This window comes from Nocardia sp. NPDC003979 (assembly GCF_053605015.1).
Window position 1 is genome coordinate 352,352 of the sequence record NZ_JBSGIJ010000004.1, and the last position, 19,312, is coordinate 371,663.

The 19,312-nt window shown below is 68.5% G+C and carries 23 protein-coding genes; 10 read left to right on the forward strand and 13 right to left on the reverse strand.

What is annotated here, in order from left to right; genetic code table 11:
- Nucleotides 1–94: 94 nt before the first annotated feature.
- Complete coding sequence (locus tag ACWEVR_RS11310; protein ID WP_452466817.1) at nucleotides 95–355, forward strand: hypothetical protein; 261 nt, start codon at nucleotides 95–97, stop codon at nucleotides 353–355.
- Nucleotides 356–359: 4 nt separating this feature from the next.
- Here ACWEVR_RS11310 and ACWEVR_RS11315 read toward each other — a convergent pair whose 3' ends face one another.
- From ACWEVR_RS11315 to ACWEVR_RS11325, 3 genes are all read right to left on the reverse strand, one after another.
- Nucleotides 360–980 carry a hypothetical protein gene (locus tag ACWEVR_RS11315; protein ID WP_452466818.1) on the reverse strand — a complete coding sequence of 207 codons (621 nt, stop codon included), beginning with the start codon at nucleotides 978–980 and terminating at the stop codon, nucleotides 360–362.
- A gap of 142 nt (nucleotides 981–1,122) precedes the next feature.
- A complete protein-coding gene (locus ACWEVR_RS11320; RefSeq protein WP_067489573.1) occupies nucleotides 1,123–1,461 on the reverse strand; it encodes an LGFP repeat-containing protein in 339 nt (112 codons plus the stop codon).
- Nucleotides 1,462–1,631: 170 nt separating this feature from the next.
- The gene (locus tag ACWEVR_RS11325) at nucleotides 1,632–1,775 is read right to left on the reverse strand and encodes a hypothetical protein (protein WP_157104663.1); all 144 of its coding nucleotides are present in this window, start codon (nucleotides 1,773–1,775) and stop codon (nucleotides 1,632–1,634) included.
- A 214-nt stretch (nucleotides 1,776–1,989) separates the two neighbouring features.
- Between ACWEVR_RS11325 and ACWEVR_RS11330 the strand changes: the two genes are divergently transcribed.
- Nucleotides 1,990–3,174: a glycoside hydrolase family 76 protein gene (locus tag ACWEVR_RS11330; RefSeq protein ID WP_452466819.1), complete on the forward strand. Its 1,185-nt coding sequence runs from the start codon at nucleotides 1,990–1,992 to the stop codon at nucleotides 3,172–3,174.
- A 47-nt stretch (nucleotides 3,175–3,221) separates the two neighbouring features.
- Nucleotides 3,222–4,493, forward strand: coding sequence for a tetratricopeptide repeat protein (locus ACWEVR_RS11335; RefSeq protein WP_452466820.1), 1,272 nt, complete (start codon nucleotides 3,222–3,224; stop codon nucleotides 4,491–4,493).
- Nucleotides 4,494–4,497: 4 nt separating this feature from the next.
- Here the strand turns inward: ACWEVR_RS11335 and ACWEVR_RS11340 are convergent, their stop codons facing one another.
- The 5 genes from ACWEVR_RS11340 to ACWEVR_RS11360 all read right to left on the reverse strand — a co-directional run bounded on the left by ACWEVR_RS11340 (nucleotide 4,498) and on the right by ACWEVR_RS11360 (nucleotide 9,162).
- A complete protein-coding gene (locus tag ACWEVR_RS11340) occupies nucleotides 4,498–5,100 on the reverse strand; it encodes a hypothetical protein (protein ID WP_452466821.1) in 603 nt (200 codons plus the stop codon).
- A 121-nt stretch (nucleotides 5,101–5,221) separates the two neighbouring features.
- Nucleotides 5,222–6,766 (reverse strand): MFS transporter, encoded by a 1,545-nt coding sequence (locus ACWEVR_RS11345; protein WP_452466822.1) that lies wholly within the window; start codon nucleotides 6,764–6,766, stop codon nucleotides 5,222–5,224.
- 50 nt (nucleotides 6,767–6,816) lie between these two features.
- Nucleotides 6,817–7,713, reverse strand: a complete 897-nt coding sequence (locus ACWEVR_RS11350; RefSeq protein ID WP_452466823.1) for a D-alanyl-D-alanine carboxypeptidase family protein — start codon at nucleotides 7,711–7,713, stop codon at nucleotides 6,817–6,819.
- 75 nt (nucleotides 7,714–7,788) lie between these two features.
- A complete protein-coding gene (locus ACWEVR_RS11355) occupies nucleotides 7,789–8,016 on the reverse strand; it encodes a DUF6480 family protein (RefSeq protein ID WP_067489558.1) in 228 nt (75 codons plus the stop codon).
- A 60-nt stretch (nucleotides 8,017–8,076) separates the two neighbouring features.
- Nucleotides 8,077–9,162, reverse strand: a complete 1,086-nt coding sequence (locus ACWEVR_RS11360) for a saccharopine dehydrogenase family protein (protein ID WP_452466824.1) — start codon at nucleotides 9,160–9,162, stop codon at nucleotides 8,077–8,079.
- A gap of 111 nt (nucleotides 9,163–9,273) precedes the next feature.
- Here ACWEVR_RS11360 and ACWEVR_RS11365 point away from each other — a divergent pair, with 111 nt between their 5' ends.
- The 5 genes from ACWEVR_RS11365 (at nucleotide 9,274) to ACWEVR_RS11385 (ending at nucleotide 14,191) form a co-directional block, all read left to right on the forward strand.
- Nucleotides 9,274–10,452, forward strand: a complete 1,179-nt coding sequence (locus tag ACWEVR_RS11365) for an NAD(P)/FAD-dependent oxidoreductase (RefSeq protein WP_452466825.1) — start codon at nucleotides 9,274–9,276, stop codon at nucleotides 10,450–10,452.
- Nucleotides 10,453–10,462: 10 nt separating this feature from the next.
- A complete protein-coding gene (locus ACWEVR_RS11370) occupies nucleotides 10,463–11,401 on the forward strand; it encodes a sigma-70 family RNA polymerase sigma factor (RefSeq protein WP_452466826.1) in 939 nt (312 codons plus the stop codon).
- 87 nt (nucleotides 11,402–11,488) lie between these two features.
- On the forward strand, nucleotides 11,489–12,670 hold the full coding sequence (locus tag ACWEVR_RS11375) for an NAD(P)/FAD-dependent oxidoreductase (protein ID WP_452466827.1): 1,182 nt from the start codon (nucleotides 11,489–11,491) through the stop codon (nucleotides 12,668–12,670).
- Nucleotides 12,671–12,692: 22 nt separating this feature from the next.
- Nucleotides 12,693–13,583 (forward strand): RNA polymerase sigma-70 factor, encoded by an 891-nt coding sequence (locus ACWEVR_RS11380; protein ID WP_452466828.1) that lies wholly within the window; start codon nucleotides 12,693–12,695, stop codon nucleotides 13,581–13,583.
- A gap of 215 nt (nucleotides 13,584–13,798) precedes the next feature.
- On the forward strand, nucleotides 13,799–14,191 hold the full coding sequence (locus ACWEVR_RS11385) for a hypothetical protein (RefSeq protein WP_452466829.1): 393 nt from the start codon (nucleotides 13,799–13,801) through the stop codon (nucleotides 14,189–14,191).
- Here the strand turns inward: ACWEVR_RS11385 and ACWEVR_RS11390 are convergent.
- Nucleotides 14,167–14,955, reverse strand: coding sequence for an SDR family NAD(P)-dependent oxidoreductase (locus ACWEVR_RS11390; RefSeq protein ID WP_452466830.1), 789 nt, complete (start codon nucleotides 14,953–14,955; stop codon nucleotides 14,167–14,169). The two genes, ACWEVR_RS11385 and ACWEVR_RS11390, sit on opposite strands and share 25 nt — an antisense overlap.
- Before the next feature lie 220 nt (nucleotides 14,956–15,175).
- On the opposite strand from ACWEVR_RS11390, the gene ACWEVR_RS11395 reads away from it, so the two are divergent.
- The gene (locus tag ACWEVR_RS11395; protein WP_452466831.1) at nucleotides 15,176–15,913 is read left to right on the forward strand and encodes an HD domain-containing protein; all 738 of its coding nucleotides are present in this window, start codon (nucleotides 15,176–15,178) and stop codon (nucleotides 15,911–15,913) included.
- A 9-nt stretch (nucleotides 15,914–15,922) separates the two neighbouring features.
- Here ACWEVR_RS11395 and ACWEVR_RS11400 read toward each other — a convergent pair whose 3' ends face one another.
- The 4 genes from ACWEVR_RS11400 to ACWEVR_RS11415 all read right to left on the reverse strand — a co-directional run bounded on the left by ACWEVR_RS11400 (nucleotide 15,923) and on the right by ACWEVR_RS11415 (nucleotide 18,514).
- Nucleotides 15,923–17,236, reverse strand: coding sequence for a Dyp-type peroxidase (locus ACWEVR_RS11400; protein WP_452466832.1), 1,314 nt, complete (start codon nucleotides 17,234–17,236; stop codon nucleotides 15,923–15,925).
- A gap of 86 nt (nucleotides 17,237–17,322) precedes the next feature.
- Nucleotides 17,323–17,703 (reverse strand): DUF4440 domain-containing protein, encoded by a 381-nt coding sequence (locus ACWEVR_RS11405; protein WP_452467024.1) that lies wholly within the window; start codon nucleotides 17,701–17,703, stop codon nucleotides 17,323–17,325.
- A 67-nt stretch (nucleotides 17,704–17,770) separates the two neighbouring features.
- Nucleotides 17,771–18,313: a hypothetical protein gene (locus ACWEVR_RS11410; RefSeq protein ID WP_452466833.1), complete on the reverse strand. Its 543-nt coding sequence runs from the start codon at nucleotides 18,311–18,313 to the stop codon at nucleotides 17,771–17,773.
- Between the two features lie 45 nt (nucleotides 18,314–18,358).
- Nucleotides 18,359–18,514: a hypothetical protein gene (locus ACWEVR_RS11415; RefSeq protein WP_452466834.1), complete on the reverse strand. Its 156-nt coding sequence runs from the start codon at nucleotides 18,512–18,514 to the stop codon at nucleotides 18,359–18,361.
- A gap of 184 nt (nucleotides 18,515–18,698) precedes the next feature.
- Between ACWEVR_RS11415 and ACWEVR_RS11420 the strand changes: the two genes are divergently transcribed.
- Nucleotides 18,699–19,292 carry a TetR family transcriptional regulator gene (locus tag ACWEVR_RS11420; protein WP_452466835.1) on the forward strand — a complete coding sequence of 198 codons (594 nt, stop codon included), beginning with the start codon at nucleotides 18,699–18,701 and terminating at the stop codon, nucleotides 19,290–19,292.
- The last annotated feature ends 20 nt before the right edge of the window (nucleotides 19,293–19,312 follow it).

The following is a 19,312-nucleotide window of genomic DNA, read 5'->3' on the forward strand; positions in this document are numbered from 1 at the left end:
AACCATCACGATTCGGGGTACAGAGAGCTGGATACCGCTCGCCGACCCGGCGCGCGGGGCGTCAGACGGCGTTTTCACATACTGGGAGAACACAGTGCTGAAGTTGATCGAGCTCATCAGGGGAACCGGCGCGGCCGAGGACACCGAGGGAGCACCCAGGTCCGCCGGTCACCTGCGCGCCGGTGACATCGTGCTCACCGCCAAGCGCAGCTACCGGGTGGTGAGCACCAGCTTCGCCGACGACGCGCGCCGCGCCGGTCGCGTGGTCGCCGACACCGTCGACCTGGTCACCGGGCGCCTGCGCGTCCTCGACTACCCCAGCGCCGACACGGTGGTCACGGTCAAGACCGCCTGACCGCTCACACCGGGCGGTGCCGGATACCGCGCGTTCCGAACCCTCGGGTGTGCGCTCCCTCGGTGGGTGCGACTTCTTCTTCCACCACGCGAGCCCTATCGTCACCGACGACGCGGGTGCGCTCGGCGAAGGCGATGTCACGGGTGCTGCGCACCGACAGCCTGCCCAGCGAGCTCGCGGCGAAGAACAGGATCAGCGCGCCGAGCCCGTAGAAGAACGTCAGCTGCAACAGTGCGCGCTTGACGTCCGAGCCGGCCACGGGTTCACCCATGTCCCCGAGCCGGAACCAGGCGGCCAGGAACGGTCCGATCACGAACCACGCGCCCGCCGCCACACCGAGCCACGCGCCGAAGCTCGCGACCACCCGATTGCGGCTCATCAGCATGAGCAGGCCGCCCACGATGGCGACCACACCGGGCAGCACCTGCAGCCAGCCGCGCGCCGTCGTCCAGACCCACGGTTCGTCCGGGGTGTAGGCGAAATCGAAGTACGGACCGATGAACGGTATGAGTGCGCCCCAGATACCGAGCAGCAGCACCGCCAGACCGCCCAGCGCGCCGCGACTGCGCGGGATGTGCAGCTTACCGCCGCGCCCGGCCGCGCCTTTCTCGTCGACATTCACCATGACGCCTCCCATCATCGACAACAGAGGTGGGTGGCGTGTACCCCGCGCCGGACCGAATACGCACGCACCGGGCAATCAGTGCCCCGGATACGCCGATGGGCACCGACCCGTCGGATCGGTGCCCACCTGTGAGGATCACACGCTAGGCGTTGATCGTCACCGCGTCGTCGGCGATCGAGTAGCTGATCGAACCGTTCTCGAAGTGGCTGATCTTGCCACCCTCGATGTCCTGCTCGTCGGAGGTCGGGTAGCCGAGACGGCCACCCGCGCCGCCCTCAGCCTCCCACGCCTGCCGGATCGCGCCGTAGACGGTCTTGGCTCCGGTGGGGAGCTTGAAGTAGATGACGCCGCCGGTGAACTCCTGGTACTTGCCGCCGCCCGGGGCGTCCAGTTCGGCCGAGATCGGCTCACCGAGGGGGCTCGACGCGCCACCGGCCTCGTTGTAGTGGTCGCCGATCGCTCCCGTGGCCTCGAATCCCATGAATCCAATTCCTTTCACACAGACAATCATTGGCAAAGCAGCCGCTAAGTTACCGCATCGCGGACATTTTTGGGGAAGACTCGTGCGAAGACACGACTTCGACACGAAAAGTGCTGCCTTCGGCTACTTGTCAGCATCGTGCTCGTCACATCCTGGCTACCCCAACGACATCAACGCGCCACCGCCGCCGAACCGCACGAATACGCCGGTGTATCCGCATGGTCGAGCTCGGTACCGCTTGATGTTTCTTCGACGCCGTGGCCTTCGAGCACCCGCACGATCAGCGGGCCGGTGGGACATCTCGTCCCTGCCACCGCACCACCGTAACCGCCGGGGCGGGAAAATGGTGAGACATCTTGCGGCTGAACATTTCTCGTGTCGCGTATCGGTGCCTCCCGAGACGGGCTTTCACCGTGTTCAACGGATCGATCCGTGCGCTACCTGCGCGGTTCAGCTGCGCGCCATGCCGACGCCGGACAGCGGCGATACGGTGCCGGGCCCGGAGATGATGTCCAGCGAGGGAGTCGAGTGGAACGGCGTGGCGACGGGATCAGCCGACGCCGGGTGCTGTGGGGTGCGGGCGCGGCGGTGGCGCTCACCGCCCTGGCCCAGCCGACCAGGACCGCGGCGATCACGCGCGGTGCCGCGGCGGTGCCCGGGGAGTGCGGACGGCGGGCGGGTCTGGCCGAGCAGGCGATCGTCGTCCGGCATGTGCGGTCGCTGTGGGGGCTGCCGCAGCGGCAGCTCGGCACGCTGGTCTGGCCCGCGTCGCTCACCGATCAGTCGTTCGGCCGCTGGTGCTATTGGTGGCAGGCCCACCTCGTCGATTGTGCGGTCGACGCCGCCCATCGCGCCCGCACACCCGAGCGGGTCGACCGGGTGGTCGCGCTGGCCCGCGGCATCCGGACCCGCAATGTAACCGGGTGGACGAACCGGTACTACGACGACATGGCGTGGTTGCTGATCGCGCTCGAACGCGCGCGACGGTTGCTCGACGTGCGGTTCGACGACGCGCTCGCCGACCTGCGCACCGCGGTGGTCGACGGCTGGAATCCGGTGCTCGGCGCGGTGCCGTGGCGATCCGGCGACGACTTCTACAACACACCTGCGATCGGGCCGACAGGTATCGCCCTGGCTCGGCTCGGCGATCTTCCCCGTGCGGTGCGGCTCGCGGAGTTCCTGCACAACCGGCTGCGTGATGCCGCCAGCGGGCTGGTTCTCGACGGTGTGCACGAGCCGGGCGGCTCGATGGACCGCACGGTGCACACCTACTGCCAGGGTGTCGCGATCGGCCTCGACACCGAATTGTTCTTGCGGACAGGCGAACCCGTGTATCGCGAGCGAGCACGGGCGCTGGTGCGTGCCGTCGCCGAACTCCTCACCGACAACGGCGTGATCAGCGGTGCCACCGACGACGACTCCGGATTGTTCATGGGTATCCTCGCGCGCTATTTCACCGAAACCGCACTGGCGCTCGGTGATTCGACCGCGGCGGGGATCGTACATGCGTCCGCGCGTGCGGCGTGGGAGCATCGCGCCGAGGTCGACGGGTTGCCACTGTTCGGTGCGGACTGGTCCCGGCCGGTCGCGCTGCCTGCCGGGCTGAGCCGGCTCGGCGACTCGGCGGTCGAACCACCCCAGGACCTCTCGATCCAGTTGAGCGGATGGATGCTGATGGAAGCGGATTGCCGGTTGACAGCTGCTGGGTTGTGAGAATTCCTCAGTTGCCGCCGTCCCGCTTCTCACCCAGGATGGTGGCGATGACAATCGAATTGAACGAAGCTCGCGAGTTGCTCGCCCAGGGGGATCTCGGCGGGTCCGTGCGTTCGCTGCGGCCGGTCGCCGAGCAGCTTCCGCTCCCCGAACTCGTGACCTTCCTGATCGAGCTGGCCGACGCCGCCGAGCTCGAGCCGCTGGCGACCAGCGCGCGGGCGGCTCTGCCCGACGCCACCGATGCACGCGCGCTCACGATGCTCGGCTACGACTGTGTGGAGTACGGCCTGTCGTTCGCCGCTGTTCCGGTTCTGCACGAAGCGTTGCGGGTGGATTCCACTGTGCGCCAGGCGCTCGCGGAGCTGGTCGCCGCGCTGGAAGACGAACACCGTCATGCCGAAGCCGTCGAGGTTTTGGGGCGGTACGCCTCTAGCCCCCGCGAATGGGCGGAACATTATCTGCTGGTGTACAACTCGATCCTGGCGGGTGATCCGGCGACTGCCCGCGCCGAGTTCGCCGACCTGCCCGAACCCGACGACGACTGGGTGTTCGCCCGTGATCGGGTGAGCCGCATGCTGATTCGCGCCGATCGTGCGGCCGGCGTGAGCACCCTGGACGATCGGGATCTGCGCGGCTGGCAGTTCACCCTGACCGGCGGCTACCTAGCGACGATGTCGCCGTACGGCTTCGACGCCGGAATGACCGGGCGCTGGGCCTATCTGGGCGACAGCGCCGCCCTGTGCCGATACAGCATCCACCGCGTGGGTCTCGCGCTGTCGGCGGTCGGCCGTGCGCCACGTACGGTGTCGCTGCTCCCCGATCGGGCCGATCGCATTATCGGTCTCGCCACGGCCCGCGTCCTCGATCTCCCCACCCAGGAGTACGAGCCCGGCACCCCCGACACCCTCGTCGTCGCCTACGACCTGCGCACCGTCGACCCCGACCTCATCGTCACCCTGCACGAGCGCACTCCTGGTCAGATCCTGTTCGAACACGCCACCTGCTGGACTCAGCCTCCGCCGGTCACGGCCGACATCAGCGGCCTGCTGCACCAGACCGTCATCGCACCCTGGGCACCCACCCAGCGGATCGGCGAGAACGGCCTCGAACCGGTCCCCGCCGACGACCGCCCCGAGCCGGAGATCGCCGCCGAAATCGCGGCCGCCGACCCCACCCCCGACTCCGGAGACGGCGAAACCCCACCCGACTTCGACCCCACCTTCACCACCTTCGTCAGCGCCACCGCCGACACCTGGCTCCTCGGCCCCCGCACCCCCGTCCGCTCCCCCGGCCCCGTGCGCAGTTCCTACTTCGGCTGAACCGTTATCCGCACTGGTCCAGCCACCACCACCCGTCGCCCAATTCGATGCTCGGACACAGTTGATCCCCGAACACCTCGAACGGCTCGGCGGGTGGTTCACCGTCCAGATGCGCGTAACCGACTGCGCCGTCGGGAATCCCGACATAATCGGGCACAAAACGCGCCGTGTGATTGTCGACGGTCCGCACCACGGCCACCTTGCAATTGGCCGACACCCAGCACAGATGCGTGGGCAGGTCGGTCCCGTAGTAGTCCCGCACACTCAGATCCCTGGCCACCGCCGCGTCGAACGCGGGACGCTCGAGCTGAAACCGCGTCCACACCCGCGCTTGCGGCCAGAAGTAGAACATCACCGGCACACCGATACTGACGACGGCCGTGAGCCCGGTGACAACCTGTGTCCATCGCCGTCCACCCCTCGCCGTGCGCCACACAGCCATCACCGCGACAACCACCACCGCCAACCAGAACGCGGCGAGCAACGGCAACGCCAGAATCCACAGCGCCGTCACAACCCACCCAGAATGCAGGCTCACCACCACCGCCGCGACCATGACGCCGACACCCACCCCTGGCCACACCCACACCCGTTTCGACTCACGCACACCGGAAACCTATCCGGCCGAACGGCGGAATTCGTAGAGAGGCGGTAGAGATCCTGTGGCGGCGGCAGCCCGCTCACCGCGCGGTACGACGAACCGAGCAGGCCGACCGCGACGGTGTGCCTCAGCCGACCTCGGCGGGCTGTCGTTTGCGGGGTCGTTCGTCGACGGCGGTGAAGACCGCGGCGGCGAGGATGAGGATCGCCGAGGCGAGCAGGGCCGCGTCGAGGCCTTGGTGGAAGGCCACCTTGCCCGCGTCCATGACATCCCTGATGTAGGGCAGGTACTTGAACGGGTTGGCGCCCTCGGGCAGGCGGCCGCGTTCCACGGCCTGCACGGCATCGGGCTGCAGGGTGGTCGGCACGCCCAGCTCCGTCATCTTGGCCTTGAGGTCCGCGGACAGGAACGAACTCACGACCGCGCCGAGGATCGCCACCCCGAACGCGGATCCGACCTGGCGCATCGTATTCGTCACGGCCGCAGCCATTCCCGAGTGCTGCGGTGGCACGCCCGTCATCACCGCCGACGTCAACGGCACGACGGCGATCCCGAACCCGATGCCAGCCACCGCCATTGCCGCCGCGATCGTCGGATCGTGCAGTGTTCCGCTCATCGCCTGACGGGTGAGCAGAATGCCACCGGCACCGACCACACAGCCGAGGATCATCGGCACGCGGGCACCCCGGCGCGACACCCAGTACCCGGCGGCCAGCGACCCGATCACGATGGTCCCGGCCATCGGCGCGAAGATCCCCGCCGTGCGCGCGGCCGAATACGACTGCGTCACCTGCAGATACATCGCGGTGAAAAAGAAGATCGAGAAGATCCCGAAGTACACGGCGAACGCGACGACGAGCGCACTGCGCACCACGGGCATCCGCAGGTACTTCAGGTCGAGCATCGGTGCGCGAGCACGGGTTTCGACGAAGACGAACGCCACCAGCGCCACGGCACCGAGCGCGAAGAAGCCCAGCACCGACGGTGATGTGTACCCACGGTCCTGACCGACGGTGGCGGCGTAGATCACCGCACCGAAGGCGGTGGCACCGAGCACGGCACCCGCCCAGTCGATGGGTTCGGGGCTGGGGTCGGAACTCTCCGGTACCGACCACAGCGCCGCGACGAGCGCCACCGCGCCGATCACCAGGTTGAACCAGAAGATCGACCGCCACCCGTACGCGTGCACGAGCACACCGCCGAGCACCGGCCCGGCCGCCAAGGCGAGACCCGATACCGCGGCCCACACACCGATCGCCTTCGCACGGGCCCGGTCGTCGGGGAAGACATGGCGCAGCACCGACAGGGTCCCGGGCTCCGAGGCCGCCGCACCGAGCCCCATGATCGCCCGCCCGGCGATGAGCATCCCGACGGTGCTCGCCATCGCCGAAACCACCGAGCCCGCACAGAAGATCACCAACCCGGCGATCATCACCTTCTTGCGCCCGAACCGGTCACCGAGTGATCCGCCGGCGAGCATCAGCCCGGCGAAGACCACCGTGTAGGAGTTGACCACCCATTGCAGCAGTGTCACATCGGTGCCGAGTTCGGTACGGATCGCGCCGAGCGCGACACTCACCACCGTCGTATCGAGGAAGGTTACGAACACCACCGCCACGACCGCGGCCAATGCCGTCTTCGGCCGAGCCGCGCCTTTGCCCAACGTGATCACGGGCAAAGGTTACTGGCGATCGCGCGACCGCGCCGACCCTCGCTCGGCCCTCAGCGCACGCCGATGGGCTCCAACACACTCAGCACGGGGTCGTAGGCCCAGTTCAGGATTCGGGTGGCGTCTTCGCGGGCGACCGCGCTGCTCGTGTCGGAACTGTGCAGCACGACCCCGATCAGCGGGATACCCGCGCGCACCGTCTCGAACAGCAGGCAGTGCCCGGCCGCGTTGGTGTTGCCGGTCTTCAGGCCGATGGCACCGGGGTATTCGTGTAGCAGCTTGTTCGTTGTCTCCCAATGGTGTTCACGATTGTCGTGGTCGGCGGGGACGTGGTGGTCACGTGCGGCGACGATCTCACGGAACGCGGGCAGTGCCATCGCGCGCACGCCGAGCGCGACGAGCGCGGCCGGGGTGGAGTGCGTGGAATCGTCCGTGGGGTTGGGCAAGCCGCTGGGATCGGTGAACTGAGTGGCGCCCAAGCCCATCACCCGGGCGGCGTCGTTCATGCGGCCGATGAAACCGGCCTGGCCGGGACCGAAGGACTCGGCGATGGCATAGGCGGCATCGCACCCCGAGGGCAGCAGCAGCGCGTAGAGGAGCTGGCGGGCGGTGAGCACCTCACCCGCGGTGAGTCCGGCGGTGCTGCCGTTGTGCTGGGCGCAGTAGGCGCCCGCCTCAGCGGGGACGGTGACCGGTCGTTCGAGGTCACCGGTGCTGATCGCGACCACGGCGGTCATCACCTTCGCGATACTGGCGATCGGGACCGGTGTGTTCGCCTCGCGCCCCCACAGCACTGTGCCGGTGAATCCGTCGGCGAGCGCCGCTCCCGCGGCCTGCACGCCCTCGGGTCCGCCCGCCCACGGCGCCTCGGCGCTCCCGGACGGTGCGGCGCCCGCGACGCCGTGACCAGCCGCGACGACCAGCGCCCCGGCCACAACTGTGTGCAACACCCTGGCAAATGTCGGCATGCGCACAGTCTGGCGCACAAATCCCGCGACCTGCGGGATTTCCGCGCGTCGCGGTGTCTACATCGCGGCGATCACCCCGACGATCACGGCTGCGAACACGGCGACGAGCACCAGTGTGAAGACCACGGCGCCTATCCCGGTGAGCGGGAAGTGGTGGCGGGTGCTCGGTTCCGGCGCCGACAAACCGGACGTCTGCGGCGATTCCGGCGGGGTGGAGCCGGGCGATACGCCCCCACCCGGCTCGAGGTCGGGAGTATTGCGCGGGTCGGGATCCATCGAGGTCATGGGGTCACCTGCCTTCCTGACACGGCGCGCTTACCCTGGGTCGGCGTCCTCAATCGCCGTTCAGGCCGGACGTGGCTCCGGGAAGGGCCAGCTGATGTCCCCACCGGGGATCGACAGCAGGAAGTCGGCGCCGAGCGCGTTCGCGGGGGTGTGCGCGCCGGGTGGAGCGGGCCGGGCGTGCAGGGTGATCGCCGCATGCACCATCGAACGCGCGGTGAAGGCGTAGGTATTGGACACGTCGACGGCGAGCGAAAGGCCGCTGCCGTCGGCGCGGTAGACGCGGGCCCAACCGGTGCTGCGGGTGGCGTCGCGGGTGGCCTGATCAGGAACCGGAATCCGGTCGATCACCAGGTCGGTGACGGCACGACCGGCCCCGCTGGCCGTGACGAACCGCAGCGGCGTGCTCAAGGCCCGCACCACCGGCGACAACGGCACGGCGGTGAACGTGGCCACCTCGGTGAGCCCGTAGCCGTGGCCCGCGCTGCACACATCGCCCAGGGGCGTACTGGCGACACCGACCGGACGACCTCGGCCCACGTCGATCGTCAGGGCGCGGTGCGCGTGCGGCACCGCCACCAGCTCACCGCCGGAACGCACGAGGTTGCCGCGGGCGATGCCGTCGACCGCCGTGCGCAACGTGCCCCGGCTGAAACCACCACGGCTGATCATCGCCACGTCGGCACCGACCGCGTCGGATACCTCACCGACCAGGCGGGCCACGAGATGATCGGTCGGGACGATGTCGAACCCGACGCCGGGGATCACGGTGATCCCGGCCCGCACCGCGTCGTCGTGGCGGGCGTAGATCGCGGCGAACACCTGCGTCTCGCCGGTCACGTCGAGGTAGTTGGTTCCACTGGCCAGGCAGGCCGCGAGCATCGGCTCGTAGGTGTGGACGAACGGTCCGGCGCAGTGCAGCACGGTGTCGACATCGGCGAGTTGCGCGGCGGCATTGCCGGTGTCGGCGAGGTCGAACGGGCGCGCCGTCAGACCGTGCCGGGCGGCGACTTCACCGACCCGCTCGGCCGAGCGACCCGAGATCAGCGGCCGCAATCCGCGCGAGAGTGCTTCGGCGACAACGAGTTCACCGGTGTATCCGTAGGCGCCGTAGATGAGCACAGTCGGCTCGCCGTTCAGGTGTGACATAGGGGAACACTAAGCGCTCGATCAGCGTGTGGTCCATTTCACTCGATCGCGCTGTCAGGAATTCGGGGGCTGTCTCGTTCAGGGTGCACGCGAACCAGACAGGAGCGAATCATGAAGCACCGCATCGTTGTTCTCGGGGCCGGATACGCCGGGGCCTTCAGCGCCGGTTTCCTCGCCCGCCAGTTGCACGGCGACGACTTCGAGATCACCGTCGTCAATGCCGAACCGGACTTCGTGGAGCGGCTGCGGCTGCATCAGCTCGCCGCCGGACACGACCTGCCGCATCGCCCGCTGGCCGAGGTCTTCGCAGGCACCGGTATCCGGTTGCGGGTGGCCAGGGTGACCGCCCTCGACGTCGACCGGCGTCGGGTCACCCTCGACGAAGGCGACCAACTGGGCTACGACACCCTGCTCTACACGCTCGGCAGCACCATCGCCGACCACGGTGTCACCGGCGTCGCCGAACACGCCTACAACGTGGCCGGACGCCCCTCGGCGCTGCGGCTCCGCGCCCGCCTCGACGACTTGGGCCGGCACGGCGACGTGCTGGTCGTCGGCGGAAATCTCACCGCCATCGAGGCCGCGACGGAGATCGCCGAGGCCCGTCCCGGCCTGCGGGTCACCCTCGCCACCAGCGGCGAGGTGGGCGGTTGGCTCGGGCCGAAAGCGCGCAGGCACCTGCTGCGAGCCTTCGACCGGCTCGGCATCGCCGTGCACGAACACACCACGGTCGAGCGAGTCGAACAGAACGCGGTGTTCGCGGCGGACGGCACCGCCTTCGTCTCCGACGCGACGGTGTGGGCGGCCGGATTCGCGGTCCACCCGATCGCCGCCGCCAGTGGACTCGCGGTGGAGCCCAACGGGCAGATCACCGCGGATCGCGAGCTGCGATCGGTTTCGCATCCGGATGTGTTCGTAGCGGGCGACAGCGGGTTCGTCATCGGCGGGAACGGTCGTCCGCTGCCGATGTCGTGCGCGTCGGCCGGGTTCACCGGGCAGCAGGCCACGGCGACGATCATCGGCGAACTCACCGGACGCGCGATCAAGCGCACCTCGCTGAGCTACGTCGGCAACCATGTGAGCCTCGGACGTAAGGACGCTGTCTTCCAGTTCGTCGACGGCGATGCCCGCGCCAAGCCGGGCGCGCTGTGTGGCAGGCCGGCCGCCTGGGTGAAGTCGGCCATCGTGGGGACCAGCGGCTGGGCGATCAGCCACCCGACATTCGGCAAGCTCGACCACCACTACCGCGCGGCCGCGGGCGCACCTTCGCGCGGGGTTCTCGCCGCCTAGAGTCGTGCTCATGGACACCGCGACCGTCGCGCGTTTCGAGGCCAACCGCAACCGGTTGGCCTCGCTCGCGTACCGCCTGCTCGGGTCGGCCGCCGATGCCGAGGACACGGTGCAGGACGCTTTTCTGCGGTGGCAGGCCGCGGATCGCGACCACGTCGAGGTGCCAGAGGCCTGGCTCACCAAGATCGTCACCAACCTGGCTCTGGACCGTCTGCGTTCGGCGAAGGTACGTCGAGAGCGGGCGGTGGGTGCGTGGATGCCCGAGCCGCTGCTCGACGGCGACCCCATGCTCGGGCCCGCCGACACCGCCGAACAACGGGAGTCGGTGACGCTGGCGGTGCTCATGCTGCTCGAACAGCTCACCCCGGTGGAACGCGCGGTTTATGTTCTGCGCGAAGCGTTCTCCTACAGCCATGCCGAGATCGCCGACATTCTCGGCATCAGCGAATCGGCCAGTCAGCAGCACGCGCATCGTGCCAAGCGCCGGATCACCGCCGCCCGCAACGGAACCGGCACCGATCACGTGGCGGCGCGACGCATCGTGGAGGCGTTCGTCGCCGCCGCGTCGTCGGGACGGACCGAACAGCTCGTCGCCCTGCTCACCGCCGACGCCACCGGCACTTCCGACGGCTTGGGCGGCACCGCCCGCAAGCTCGTTCGTTTCCTCGGCCCGTCGCGGCTGGCGATCGCCATGCGGGCGGGCTTCCGGCCCGACACGATCAGACGGCACCTCGACGGTCGCCTACCCGATTTGCACGCCGCCCTGGTCAACGGTTGCCCGGCCCTCGTTTTCACGCTCGACGACCAGGTCCTCAGCGTGGCGGTCATGGAGGTACGCGACGACCGGATCGCGGGGCTGCGCGCCATCGCCAACCCGGCCCGGTTGGCCCGTTTCGCCCAGCGGTGGCAGCGCACCGACCACGACAGCCCGCTCATCGAGGTCTGGTAGACCCGTCGGTGATCTGAGTCACATCGTGTCAGGATTCTCGCCCGCGCGGTGTCTTGTGCTCGAACCCCTCGGAGCGAAGGAGACACCATGAACACCAACCACGTGGTCGTGATCGGCGGCGGATACGCCGGGGTGATGGCGGCGAATCGGCTCAGCGCGCGCCAGGACGTGCGGATCACCGTGATCAACCCGCGCCCCGTCTTCGTGCCCCGGCTGCGCCTGCATCAGCTGGTCGGCGGAACCCACGACGCGATCGTGGACTACCGCGACGTACTGGCCGAGGGTGTCTCACTGGTCGTCGACAGCGTCACCGGGATCGACGCGGGCGCCCGCCGCGTCGCCCTCGCCGACGGCGCCGACCTCGACTTCGACTACCTTGTCTACGCCGTCGGTAGCGGCACCCCGGAACCCCAGGTGCCCGGTGCCGCCGAATTCGCCTATCCGGTCGCCACTTTGGAGGCGGCGCAGCGGTTGCGGTCGATCCTGTTCGACCGGGCGATGTCGGCGCCGGTGACCGTGGTCGGCGGCGGCCCCACCGGGATCGAGACCGCGACCGAACTCGCCGAACAGGGACGTTCGGTCACCCTCGTCTGCGGCGGCACGCTCGGCCCGTACCTGCACCCACGAGCGCGACGAACCGCCCGTAAGTACCTGACGAAGCTGGGCGTCGGGTTGCTCGAAGGTCCCGAATCGGCCGTCACCGAGGTGACGAAGACGTCGGTGCACCTGGCTACCGGAACCAGCCTGCCCAGCGAGATCACCATCTGGGCAGCGGGTTTCGGCATACCGCGACTGGCGGCACACAGTGGCCTGCGCACCGATGCCGCCGGGCGGCTGCTCACCGACGAGACCCTGACCAGCGTCGACGACGACCGGATCGTCGCGGCCGGTGACTCGTCGGCACCCTCGGACCTTCCGTTCCGGATGAGCGCCTATGTGGCCGGTTGCCTCGGCGCACACGCCGCGGACACCATCGCGCATCGCATCGACGGGACCGAACCCACCTCGATCGACCTGGCTTTCCAGGCGATGTGCATCAGCTTCGGCCGCCGAGCGGGCATCTTCCAGCTCGGCCACAAGGACGACACCGCGATGGGCCTCTACTTCACCGGCCCGGCCGGTCGCGCGCTCAAGGAGTTCTCGTGTGCGGCCAGCGTGAAGCATCTGGTCACCGAGGCGAACAAGCCCGGTTCGCACTCCTGGCCCAGGGACGGCAAACACCGCCCGCAGGTGTTGCGCGACCGCCGCGCCGCGATCACCACAGCCTGAGCCACGGACAGGAGAACCGACGATGACCACTCCGGTCGACGCGACGGAAACCTTTGTGCGGCATCGCAATCTGCTGTTCACGGTGGCCTACGAGATGCTCGGCTCGGCGGCCGACGCCGAGGACGTGCTGCAGGAGACCTGGCTGCGGTGGGTGAAGGCCGACCTGGACGAGGTGGCGGACCGGCGCGCGTATCTGGTGCGCATCACCACCCGCCAGGCGCTGAACCGGTTGCGCTCGCTCAAGCGGCGACGGGAGTCCTATGTCGGTTCGTGGTTGCCGGAACCATTGCTCACGGCACCGGACGTCGCCGCCGATGTCGAACTCGCCGACAGCGTGTCGATGGGATTGATGCTGGTGCTCGAGACGCTGACCCCGACCGAACGCGCGGTGTTCGTGCTGCACGAGGCGTTCGGCATCAGCTACGCCGAGATCGCCGCGGCGGTCGACAAGTCGCCTGCCGCCGTGCACCAGATCGCCAGTCGCGCCCGCCGGCACGTGGAGGAACGCAGGCCGCGGCGCACAGTGAGCGCTCAGCAGGCCGAGGCCACGATCGAAGCGTTCCAGCGGGCGCTGGAGACCCGTGATCTGCAGGGATTGCTCGATGTCCTCGCACCGGACGTGGTTGCCGTCAGCGACGGGGGCGGAATCAAGCAGGCCAACCCGCGCCCGGTCGTCGGCGCCGACAAGGTGTCGCGTTTCATCGTCGGCGGCCTCACCAAACACGCTGTCGACCTCGTCGTCGAGCCGACGCTGGTCAACGGGGGGCCCGCGCTGGCCGTGTCCATCGACGGCGAGCGCGACGGTGTGCTCGCCGTCCGCGTCGAGGACGACCGGATCACCGGCATCTACTACGTCCGCAACCCGCAGAAGCTGACGCACATCGACGCGGCGACCCCACTCACCCTGCGATGAGACGCCCGCATGCGTCGCCGCGCCGGTCGGTGCGGGAGGCTGCACCCATCCACGACTCCCCCACGCACGAATAGTGTGCAGGCGGGCCGGCACCGCACTACCCGCACCACCCACTCCCTGGCGCCGGCCCGCCTGTTTTGTGTCGTCACCAGGTGTTTTCGCGCGCTCGGCCGGGGTAAGCGACTCACGTCAAGCCCTTCTCGGTGAGGAGTGCAATGTCCACCGACGACCGTCCGACCGGGCCGAATCGGGCCTCGACCCTGGCCCGCGCGCACGGCGCTTTCAATGTCGTGGGCGGCGTATGGCCGCTCGTCAGCAGGCGCAGCTTCGAGGCGATCTTCGGCTCGAAGTACGACCGCTGGTTGCAGTTCACCGTCGCCGGACTGCTCGCCGGCAACGGCCTGGTGCAGCTGACGTCAGCGCGCACACCCGCCGGTCTGGCGAGCGCACGCAGGCTCGGTCTCACCACCGCGGGCTGGTTGCTGGCGATCGACCTGATCTACGTACCGAAGGGCACGATCCGCAAGACCTACCTCCTCGACGCGGCCATGGAGATCGGCTGGCTCGCCGCCTGGCAGGGGCGTTACGGCAGGATCGAATCGACGTAGCCACCGTCCACGCGCAGGGCTCCGCCGGTGGTCGCCGACGCCAGCGGCGAACTCAGGTAGACGACCATGTTCGCGATTTCCGACGGTTCGATCAGCCGCTGGATCAGCGACTGCGGGCGATGTACGCGCATGAACTCACGCTGCGCCTGCTCCCACGGCAACGACCGGTCGACCAGCTGGTACACGAATTCCTCGACGCCACCGGTGTGCGTGGGTCCGGCGATCACCGAATTCACCGTGACCCCGGTTCCCGCGGCGTCTTTGGCGAAGCCGCGGGTCACGGCGAGCAGCGCCGTCTTGGATACTCCGTAGTGGATCATCTCGGCGGGAGTGACCACGGCGGAATCGCTGGCGATCTGCAGGGCACGACCCCACCCGCGCTCGATCATGCCAGGCAGGTACGCCCGGATGAGCCGCACGGCCGACAGCACGTTCACCTCGAAGAACGACCGCCACTGCGCGTCGGTGATCTCCCGCGCGGGCACCGCCTCGAAGATGCCGAGATTGTTCACGAGAACGTCCACGCCGGGCAATTCGCGCAGCAATCGGGCGACGCCCTCGTCGGTGGTCACATCGGCCGCCACACCGACCGCGTCCCCACCGGTGCCGCGAATGGCGTCGACCGACGCGTCCACCCGATCGGCCGAGCGTCCGTTCACCACCACTTGCGCGCCCGCGTCGGCGAGCCCCTGCACGATGGCCGCCCCGATGCCCTGGGTGGAGCCGGTCACCAACGCCGTCTTCCCGGTCAGATCGATCCGCACGCGCATCACTCCTCACAACGGTCCTACCGGACTCCGACAAGAACGAACGCTGTGTGCACCCTATCGCCCGGATCAGCGCGCAGGCCGGTCCGGCGGGGGCCGCGCACCCGATGTCCTCCACGCTCGTCCATGGCGGAACCAGACGGCCACTCCTTCAACCTAATTGAAGGAATCCTGATAACCTTCAAATGCATTGAAGGTTATCAGGATCGGAGTAATCATGGACATCCCTCGCCGTAGCGCCCTCGGTGCCGCCGCGTTGACCGGGGCAGCGCTCGCCGCGTCGCACGCGATCGCATCGGCCCGGCCCGACGCGCTGGTCTTCCCGACCACACCCGTCGCTCAGGCAGCGCGTGAGCTGATCGACACCGCCGTGGCGGCGCCGGTGCGCAATCACAGCCTGCGTGGATATCTGTTCGCCCGTGCCGTCGCCGCGACGAACGGCCTGCGGGCCGATGTCGACTACGACGACGAGACCATGTACCTGATCTGCGCACTACACGACATCGGGCTGGGCGAGATCGCCAACGGAAATCAACGATTCGAGGTCGACGGCGCGGATTTCGCGGCCGAGTTCCTCGAGCGCCACGGCATCACCGACAGCCGGGTCGAGACAGTGTGGGACGCGATCGCCGCGCACACCTCGGGTTTCAGCGACTCACCGGTCTTCCGCAGGCGCAGGCCGGCCGAGATCTGGATCGCGGTTACGGGCATCGGCATCGATATCGGTGGCGGGCCGGGGGATCTGCCGCCCGGCTACGCCGACGTCGTCCATGCCGCCTACCCGCGGCTCGGCGGAACCCCCGCGATCACCGCCATCATGGAGGAGCAGATCCTCGCGGACCCCAGGAAGGCGTTTCCGGCCAGCCTGGGCGCCGAGCTCGTGCGTCTGCATCATCCGCAGGTCGCGTTGCCGAACTGGGACGACCTCATGAACTCGAGCGGTTGGCAGGACTGACCCGAGCGCTCACGCCAGCAGGGCCGCGGCGACGGACTCCCCCGGCGCCGCACCCGGCGGCATTGCGAAGAATCCACTGCCGGTGTGCTGGACGAGCGGGTTGAGCCGGTCGGTCACCATGGCCCGCTGTGCCTTCACGAATTGCTCGGGCGGGTTGTTCTGATAGGCAGCGAAAAGCAGTCCGACGTCGAGTTGGCCGTGGCCGCCGTGACTGTGTTCCGGCGTACCGGGTGCGTGCGAATGTGGTTGGGCGGGTGTCGGATCGGGCGAGCCGCCGGCGTTGGCGACCAGCAATCCGTAGTCGTAGTTGTAGCCGCGGCGCAGCATCGGGATGCCGTGCACCATCCGCACATGCGCGTTGTCCGCGATCGCGAGGTCACCGCGTTCGTCCCGCGCGGCCAGGTCGACGGTGTCGAATTCCGATGCGCCACCGAGCGGGGCACCGTCACCACGCCGCCGTCCGATGATCTGGTTCTGCTGGGCGACCGGAAGTTGGTCCCACTCGGCGGTTTTCATCCGGATCTTGCGGAAGACCAAGTACGTACCGCCATGGAACCAGCCGGGTTCGGCGGGCGAGTCGACCCACACCGTTGTATCGAAATCGGTTGTGCCGGTTCGGGGATTCGCGGTGCCGTCTTTGAAGCCGAAGGCATTGCGCGGGGTACCGCCGTCGCCGGGGAGACCGAGGAAGCCGTGCTGCGTCCAGCGCATCCGGGCCAGGCCGGGCATGCGCGCTCGCAAGGCCCGAAAAGCGTGGCTGACCAGCTGGGAGTCGTCGGCGCAGATCTGCACCAGCAGATCACCACCACACCAGGCGGGGTTCAGGGCGTCGCCGTCGAAGGCCGGTAGTGCGCCGAGGTGGCGAGGACGGCGGTCGGCGAGGCCGAACCGCTCGTCGAACACGGCGGCGCCGAGACCGAAGGTCATCGTCAGGCGGGCGGGCTCGAGTCCGGTCGCGAAATCGGTTTCGGCGGTCGTATCCGGTTGGGCACGTGGCGGTTCGGGCATCGGTCGATGCGCCGTGAGTGCGGCCGAGACCGCGGTCCATTCGGTCAGCAGTTCACGCAGCGCGCCCCGGTCCGGACGCGCCACATCGCAGGCAAGGAACAGTGCGTGCGATTGCGGACTCGTCGCGATCCCCGCCTGGTGTTCGCCGTGGAAGGGCTCGATCGCCACACCGGCGGAATCCGGCGCGGCACCCCGCCCGATCACCGCGCCCGCCGTCGCCGCACCGGCCACCGTGACGGCCCCCCCGATCAGGGCTCGCCGCGAGAAACCAATGGTGGCACCGCCATTACTACGCTCTGTAGTAGTTTTTCGCATGCACGCAGCGTAGCTCAACAGATCGACAGCTTCAACCTACATGAAGGTCCGCTTCGATGAGCCCGAGGGCAGTACCTCTGGACGGGTCAGTTGGGTACGTCGGTTTCCTGGAGGGTCCACCAGCGCACCGCGTCAGGCTGCGGGCGCAGAACCGCGAGCACACGACGCCGGGAAACCACACCGGCGTGATCGTGCGATTCGAGGAAACGCACCACCGTCATGGCATCGTCCGCTGACAGCACTTCGATCTCGCTGATGGTGATACGCAACCCCGGCTGGGCGTTACGCGCCGCTCGCAGCCCGGCCAGCAATTCGTCGCGGTGCAGGATCTGTCCGGTGGTGGTCACCATGGAGAACGAGGCGTCCTGCGCCGCCGCGAAACGGTCGAAAACCGAGTCCGGCGCCTCGGTCCCGAGCCAGGCGGCCAGGTCATCGTGTAGCGCCCGTATCGCACCCTCGAGATCCACGCTCAACTCTTCGCCTTCCGCCGCGATGCTTCACACACGAATCGACCTGCAAGACAGGTGTTTCCGATCATCCTATGGTGCGTGCCCAGGACGACAGGGCGGCGAAGTCGTCGTCGACAAGACCGGCCGCCGGGTGGACGAATCGCAGGAGAGCGGGGGCGTCGTGCCGGGTGTTGATATAGCGGCGATCCGGTGTCGTGATGTCGTCGTCGATCCAGGCGAACGGTCGGCCTGCCGCGTGTTCGACCAGCTCGGCAGTCTTCCAGAACGTGCCCTCCGGGCCCTCGCATCCGGGCGATCGCCACTCGACGACAGGCAACTCGGGCAAACCGAGCACCGGGGCGATATGCGTGTTCGCGTCGTGCTCCCACGTCGTCGCCCACCACAGGTCGAAGTGCTCGGCGAGGTCCACCAGCATCCGTCCGTGCACCGGGTTCAGCCACACCCGCAACGGCTTCACCCGCCGCACGGGGATGTCGCGGTGCCGCGCGATCCACGACTGCGGCAGCATCCGGTGCGTCTCGTACCCCCTCGGACGACGCTCCGGCTTCGCCAGATATGGGTTGAGGGGCCCGTCCACATCGAGATACAGCAGGGGGCGGCCGACCACAATCTCCCCTCGCGAACCTGAGCGCGAATACTCTTGGCCGACAGCTTATCCGCCGCGTTCGGACGGTGACTCGTCGTCCTCTCCTTCCGCCTGACTGGGCTGCGGGGTGAGGCGGTCGGGTGGCTGGATCATGTCCGGGTCGGCATCCGGGTCCTGGGTGGGGTCGTAGCGGTCACCGGGCGGTTCCTTCGGCTCATGCATGGGGTCCTCCTTTCCTCGTACACCGCCTACCCGGTGCGAGGGTGGGAAAACGGGCGGGCACCGCAGCCCAGGCCATACTCTCGGCGACTCGGGCGCCGACCCTGACGACAGGCTCAATGGTGTCGGCCATGTCACATGGCCCGACACCGGCCGCGATCCTGGGAGACGAGATAATGGCGCGGAAATGACCGAGACCATCGAGCCCCGAGGCGATGCCACCCGTGCACGCCTCCTAGAGGCAGCCATCGACGCGTTCGCCGAAAAAGGCTTCAACGGTACGACCACGCGCGATATCGCGTCCGCCGCCGGCATGAGCCCGGCGGCGGTGTATGTGCATCACAAGTCGAAAGAGGAACTGCTGTACGTGATCTCGCGCGCGGGGCACGAGCAGTCACTCGAGCTGGTCCGCGCCGCCATCTGGTCGACCGAGGACCCGACGCTTGCCCTGCGCACCGTGGTCCACGACTTCGCGGCGCACCATGTGCGCGGCCATACCCGGGCCCGGATCGTGAACTACGAACTGTCCGCGCTCACCCCCGAGCACTACGCGGAGATCCGCGGCCTGCGCCGCCAGATCGACCAGGAGATCCGCGACCTCGTCGAACGCGGAGTCGCCACCGGCGCGTTCGACGTGCCCGACACGCGCATGGCCGCGGTCGCCCTGCTCTCCCTCGGCATCGACATCGCCCGCTGGTACCGCGACGGCGGCGACTGGAGCCCCGAGGACATCGCCGAGGGCTACGCGAACATGGCGCTGCGCATCGTCGGCGCGCACTGAACCTCCCCATCAGCTGATCG

What these genes read in the sequence shown, in the direction of transcription:
- ACWEVR_RS11315 (WP_452466818.1), bottom strand. Translation starts at nt 980, where the DNA reads ATGGTGAATGTCGACGAGAAAGGCGCGGCCGGGCGCGGCGGTAAGCTG.
- ACWEVR_RS11320 (WP_067489573.1), bottom strand. Translation starts at nt 1,461, where the DNA reads ATGGGATTCGAGGCCACGGGAGCGATCGGCGACCACTACAACGAGGCC.
- ACWEVR_RS11335 (WP_452466820.1), top strand. Translation starts at nt 3,222, where the DNA reads ATGACAATCGAATTGAACGAAGCTCGCGAGTTGCTCGCCCAGGGGGAT.
- ACWEVR_RS11355 (WP_067489558.1), bottom strand. Translation starts at nt 8,016, where the DNA reads ATGACCTCGATGGATCCCGACCCGCGCAATACTCCCGACCTCGAGCCG.
- ACWEVR_RS11360 (WP_452466824.1), bottom strand. Translation starts at nt 9,162, where the DNA reads ATGTCACACCTGAACGGCGAGCCGACTGTGCTCATCTACGGCGCCTAC.
- ACWEVR_RS11365 (WP_452466825.1), top strand. Translation starts at nt 9,274, where the DNA reads ATGAAGCACCGCATCGTTGTTCTCGGGGCCGGATACGCCGGGGCCTTC.
- ACWEVR_RS11370 (WP_452466826.1), top strand. Translation starts at nt 10,463, where the DNA reads ATGGACACCGCGACCGTCGCGCGTTTCGAGGCCAACCGCAACCGGTTG.
- ACWEVR_RS11375 (WP_452466827.1), top strand. Translation starts at nt 11,489, where the DNA reads ATGAACACCAACCACGTGGTCGTGATCGGCGGCGGATACGCCGGGGTG.
- ACWEVR_RS11380 (WP_452466828.1), top strand. Translation starts at nt 12,693, where the DNA reads ATGACCACTCCGGTCGACGCGACGGAAACCTTTGTGCGGCATCGCAAT.
- ACWEVR_RS11385 (WP_452466829.1), top strand. Translation starts at nt 13,799, where the DNA reads ATGTCCACCGACGACCGTCCGACCGGGCCGAATCGGGCCTCGACCCTG.
- ACWEVR_RS11395 (WP_452466831.1), top strand. Translation starts at nt 15,176, where the DNA reads ATGGACATCCCTCGCCGTAGCGCCCTCGGTGCCGCCGCGTTGACCGGG.
- ACWEVR_RS11400 (WP_452466832.1), bottom strand. Translation starts at nt 17,236, where the DNA reads ATGCGAAAAACTACTACAGAGCGTAGTAATGGCGGTGCCACCATTGGT.
- ACWEVR_RS11415 (WP_452466834.1), bottom strand. Translation starts at nt 18,514, where the DNA reads ATGCATGAGCCGAAGGAACCGCCCGGTGACCGCTACGACCCCACCCAG.
- ACWEVR_RS11420 (WP_452466835.1), top strand. Translation starts at nt 18,699, where the DNA reads ATGACCGAGACCATCGAGCCCCGAGGCGATGCCACCCGTGCACGCCTC.